This window comes from Arthrobacter sp. Hiyo1 (assembly GCF_001263615.2).
Lineage (GTDB): Bacteria > Actinomycetota > Actinomycetes > Actinomycetales > Micrococcaceae > Arthrobacter.
In genome coordinates this window covers 131,102-135,926 of record NZ_DF952475.1, presented here as the reverse complement: position 1 = coordinate 135,926, position 4,825 = coordinate 131,102, and the positions used below count along the sequence as shown (strand labels likewise).

The 4,825-nt window shown below is 64.7% G+C and carries 3 protein-coding genes and 2 pseudogenes; 2 read left to right on the top strand and 3 right to left on the bottom strand.

Annotated elements, in window-relative coordinates:
- Positions 1–101: 101 nt before the first annotated feature.
- The 3 genes and pseudogenes from AHiyo1_RS19605 to AHiyo1_RS19595 all read right to left on the bottom strand — a co-directional run bounded on the left by AHiyo1_RS19605 (position 102) and on the right by AHiyo1_RS19595 (position 2,827).
- Positions 102–1,095 (bottom strand): annotated as a pseudogene (locus tag AHiyo1_RS19605) (IS481 family transposase).
- A 128-nt stretch (positions 1,096–1,223) separates the two neighbouring features.
- The gene (locus AHiyo1_RS19600) at positions 1,224–2,351 is read right to left on the bottom strand and encodes a glycerate kinase (protein ID WP_059389682.1); all 1,128 of its coding nucleotides are present in this window, start codon (positions 2,349–2,351) and stop codon (positions 1,224–1,226) included.
- Complete coding sequence (locus tag AHiyo1_RS19595; protein WP_059389681.1) at positions 2,348–2,827, bottom strand: GNAT family N-acetyltransferase; 480 nt, start codon at positions 2,825–2,827, stop codon at positions 2,348–2,350. Before AHiyo1_RS19595 ends, AHiyo1_RS19600 begins: the two co-directional genes overlap by 4 nt.
- A gap of 299 nt (positions 2,828–3,126) precedes the next feature.
- Here AHiyo1_RS19595 and AHiyo1_RS24985 point away from each other — a divergent pair, with 299 nt between their 5' ends.
- Both AHiyo1_RS24985 and AHiyo1_RS27330 read left to right on the top strand, forming a co-directional pair.
- Positions 3,127–3,279: a hypothetical protein gene (locus tag AHiyo1_RS24985; protein ID WP_172465656.1), complete on the top strand. Its 153-nt coding sequence runs from the start codon at positions 3,127–3,129 to the stop codon at positions 3,277–3,279.
- A 52-nt stretch (positions 3,280–3,331) separates the two neighbouring features.
- Positions 3,332–4,546, top strand: a pseudogene (locus AHiyo1_RS27330) (MFS transporter); the annotation flags it as partial.
- Positions 4,547–4,825 lie beyond the last annotated feature (279 nt).

Sequence of the window (4,825 nt, the reverse complement as noted above, 5' to 3'; positions counted from 1 at the left end):
GCCCCGGCCCGTCACTGATACGGCGTCGCTGACCGGGGTGCCCCGTGTTCCGGCAGCTGGACGGCTTGCAGCGTCCAGCTGCCAACGCATGGCCGGATGGGCTAGGTGTACTGCCCAGACAGGTTAGTTAAACGGCTGATGGGCGGGCGGCCTCCGATTGCGGTGTGGGGTCTGTGTTGATTGTAGTGGTGCAGCCATGCGGGGAGCGCGTTTCTGCGGGCTGATTCCGTGGCGTAGAAGCGTTTGAAAGCCCACCCGTCGGCGAGAGTGCGGTGGAAGCGTTCGATCTTTCCGTTGGTCTGCGGGCGGTACGGCCGGGTCTTCTTTGCCTTGATGTTCAGCTCCCGGCAAGTGTCCCGCCAGAGGTGGGACTTGTAGGCCGATCCGTTGTCGGAGAGGACCCTCTCGACGGTGACGCCGCGGGCGGCAAACCAGGACACTGCCCGTTTGAGCACTCCGACGGCGGTGGCTGCGGGTTTCGTCGCTGTGGATTTCAGCGTATGCGACCCGGGAGTGGTCGTCGATGACCGTGTGGACATAAGCGGTACCAATCAGCGGATTGCGGTGGCTGCTCTGCGGCTTTGACGGAGTCGCAGCACGGTTCTGTTTTCCTTGCCGGCGGCCGACGTAGCGCCAACCGCCACCGTCGGGGATGTTGCCGAGTTTCTTCACGTCGACATGGATCATGGCTCCGGGCTTGTCGTGCTCGTAGCGGCGGATGACTTCCCCGGTGCGCTTGTCCACATGATGCAGCCGGTTCAGCCGGCACCGGACCAGGACGGCATGAACGGTCGATGCCGGCATGGCCAGCTTCGCTCCGATCGCGACCGGTCCCAGCCGCTGCTACCAGCGCAGGTGCACGATCTTGCGTAGAAGTTGTTGCGGGGTCCGGTTCGCCACCCGGTGAGGGCGCGAGGACCTATCGGCCATGCCCGCCTCCCCCATCGCGGCGTAGCGCTCAGCCCACCGTTTGGCCGTCGGCCAGGAGCAATTGAACTGCTCGGCGGCCCGAGTAACCGGCCAGCCCTGGTCAACGATCAAACGCGCAACGCGTAAACGTTGGCGTGGAGTCAATGCAGCATTAGCGTGGGACATTGAGGACCTCCTGGTCGCCTCAGCGGTTGTCTAAGCAACTCCACTGTGCAACCGGAGGTCCTCACCCATGAGTCAACGACTCCAGCGAGTCATCACATTCACCCAACCAACGTCCCTGGGCAGTACAGCTAGGTCAGCTTCGATGCCCGGGTTGCCACGAGGCGGCCCGCTTCTTGAAGCCATCGGCCAGGATCGCCGAGCGCGGCGGCGGTTGACCCGGCCAGCTCGACCAGGCTCCACGATGCGATGATGCCGTGCCTGGCAAGCTCTGACGGTGTCAGCTCAATGCGGCCGGCGACCACAACGGTTGGAATCCGATGGGCAGCGGCGCGGGCCGCGATGGCGAGGGGGGCCTTGCCGAAGAGGCTCTGCGTGTCGAGGGATCCTTCGCCGGTCACGACGAGGTCGGCTTCGTCCAGCAGTATGTCGATCCGCAGGAGATCCAGTACCAATTCGGCGCCGTCAATGCGTCGAGCCCCCAACGCCGTCATTGCCGCGAAACCGATACCGCCGCTGGCTCCTGCGCCCGCTTCAAGGGCCGCGTTGTGTCCGGAGCGATCGATGAGATCCGCCCATCGGGTGAGTCCGGCCTCGAGGAGCTCCACTTCCCGGGCCCCGGCCCCCTTCTGCGGGGCGAACGTCTTTGCTGTTCCCGTAGCTCCGAGGAGCGGATTGCGGACGTCGATGGCCACGGAGATGTCCACCTCCTGCAGCCGCGGATCCAAGGTCGACAGGTCCACGCCGAGTATCCGGGAGAGTGATCCGCCGCCGGCACTGCCCGCGTCGGGCGGGGAGAATTCCGCGCCGAGCGCCTGGAGCATGCCTGCTCCGCCGTCGCTGACGGCGCTGCCGCCCGTGGTGAGGATGATTTTGCGGTGCCCGGCGTCGAGGGCGGCTGCGATCAGCTCTCCGACTCCGGTGCTCATCGCCCTCAGGCAGGTCACCCCGGTGTGGATGGGTACGTGGTGCGTGCCGGCCCCCTGAGCCACCTCGACATATGCGGTGCCGTTGTGTGCAGCCCACGATGCCGGGACCGGATATCCCAACGCGCCGGTGACGATGGTGTGGTGCAGATGGGCGCCCAGGCGTTCCAGGACAGCGATGGTCCCCTCGCCGCCGTCGGCGATGGGGCACTCGACCGTCGTGCAATCCGCGGATGCCGTGGCGATGCCGACTGCGAGGTGGCGGGCGGCTTCGGTGGCCGACAGGGATGACTTGAACGCATCGGGTGCGACGAGCACGCGGACGGGTTTCATGGCAGGACCAGCCGTAGTCCCTCGTGGCTGAGAGTGAAGCCCAGCCGCGCGTAGAAGCGGTGGGCATCGACTCGCCTCTTGTCTGATGAGAGCTGGACGACGCGGCAGCCTTTGGACCTCGCCCGCTCCACGGCCCACCTCACCAGCTCAGAACCCGTTCCGCGGCCGCGTTGGCTCGCAGCTATCCGCACTCCCGACAATTGGGCCCTGAGCGCAGCGTTCCAGCTCAAAGTCGTAAAGAAGACAAGTTGGAGGGTGCCGATCACATCCCCGTTCTCGTCGGTGGCAACCCAAAGCTCGTTGCAGGGTTCCCCGGTAATGGCCTCGAACGCCCGCAGGTAGCTTTCTTCGGTCGCGCCCGGCAGGCTTTCCGCCGGTCCGAGTGCGTCGGATTCGAGGAGTTCGATGATACGAGGGAGGTCGTCGGCCCGGGCGAGCCGCACGGTAGCACCGCCGGGCAGTTGTTGCAGATACATCCATCACTCCCACTATCTAGTGTATAACAAAAATGATATCCTAGATGTAGCGGGAGCGGAGATTGAAATGTATCAGCTGTTTGATTTTAGCTATGTTATTTGCGTAGGCGATGGTGGCCGGCTTGCCTCCACTCGCCTCTCCCTCCGGCGCCCCGGGGGTAGTGGTTCGTTATGAAAAACCGGCAGGCCGTCCACGAGCGCGTGGTGGCCCGGGCCAATGCGGCGGTCCAGCAGCAGCCCAAGCCTACCCGGCGGTGACACCACGTCCTGGACGGGACACTCCATTGAAGGAGGAAGACGTGACATCGATGGTGGCTCGGTTAAGCGTTTGGCTGCACGTCTACTTGGAGAAGCGGAAAGCAGACCATGAAGCGCGCGAGGCGCAGTGCCGGCACGACGGCTCGGGCCCGAGATGCTTTGTCTGCATCAACTACGCCCACATCTATGACTGATGGTTTTCGGCGCGACTGCGTGCCGCGGTTGAGGATAGGGAGTTGAGTTCGACTGTTAACGCCACGACCTCCTCGGGGAGCCAGCCGCCAACCGGGGAGGCGCCCGTCGGCAGCGGGCGGCCCCTTCGGGGCCCTTCGCTTCGGGAACTACCGCCTTTTTCTCGCAGGCCAGCTCCTGTCGGTTTCGGGAACCTGGACTCAGCGCGTCGCCCAGGACTGGCTCGTCCTGGATCTGAGCAACGGTTCGGGCGTGGCCCTCGGTCTTGTCTCGGCGATTCAGTACACACCCATGATGCTGCTGAGCTCCTGGGGAGGACTCCTTGCGGACCGTTATTCCAAACGGCTGCTCCTTGTCATCACGCAGTCGCTGCTCGCCCTGACGGCCGCGGCACTCGGCCTTCTCGCTCTCGCCGGGCAACTCACGCTCACGCACGTCTACGTCCTTGCCGGAGTCATGGGCATTGCAACCGCGTTGGACAACCCTACGCGTCAGTCGTTCCTCATCGAATTGGTCGGCCGTGACCATCTTCCGGCAGCGGTGGGACTGAACTCGGCGACGTTCAACGTCTCACGCATGATCGGGCCCGCCATCGGCGGGGCCCTGATTGTGCTGGTCGGTGCCGGTCCCGCTTTCCTTGTCAATGCCGCATCCTTCCTGGCAGTCATCGCATCAGTGGCGCTGATGCGACGTGAGTCGCTGTTTGTCGAGCCCCCCACGGTCAAGGCCCGAAGGCAAATCCGGGCCGGGTGGGCATACATCTTCCAGGACCGGCGGGTCGGGGCCACGCTCGGACTCGTCTTTGTCACCTCGACGTTCGCCATGAACTGGCCGGTGCTGCTCGCCCTGAGTGCGAGAACCCGGTACGACACCGGAGCCAGGGCTACGGCGTCCTCCTCACGGCCCTCGCAGCCGGGTCCATGGCCGGTGCGCTGGTCTCCGCCTGGCGGGGAAGACCCCGGTTCTCCTACCTCGTGCTGGTGACAGCAGTATTCGCGCTCACCGAAATCGCGTCCGCTTTCATGCCGAGTTACGGCTGGTTTGTCGCCACCTTGGTCCCTCTGGGTTTTCTCGCTCTTAGCGTCAACACAACTGCGAATTCGCTGATCCAGGTGGTCACACCATACGAACTCCGGGGCCGGGTGATGTCCGCATTCGTGATGGCCACCGCGGGAGGAACACCTCTCGGGGGACCGATCCTGGGGTACCTCTCCGAACGGTTCGGGCCTGCTTCCGCACTCGCTTTCGGAGGCTCGGCGTCGGTTCTCGTGACCTGTGCCGCAGCAATCACTGTCCGGAGGGCCCAGAAACCGGATCCGAAGGAGGCGGACTCGCCGGAACCGGAGGCCACGGGCGGGCTGAGCACGGAAGACAGCTTCTGAGCGTCAGCTTCTGGGCCCCATGCTGGTTCTAAAGCTCAGTCAGTGCAAAGGCACCCGTGGCTCGGTGGCCGTTTCCGGGGTGTTGAGCCAGCAGCGCACGTCATGGCCCTCCGCGTCCACCGTGGAGACGGCCGGCATCTCGGTCGAACAGACCGGCATCGCGTAG

Excerpts from the sequence above, each read along its gene's own strand:
- AHiyo1_RS19595 (WP_059389681.1), bottom strand. The coding sequence starts at position 2,827 with ATGTATCTGCAACAACTGCCCGGCGGTGCTACCGTGCGGCTCGCCCGG.
- AHiyo1_RS19600 (WP_059389682.1), bottom strand. The coding sequence starts at position 2,351 with ATGAAACCCGTCCGCGTGCTCGTCGCACCCGATGCGTTCAAGTCATCC.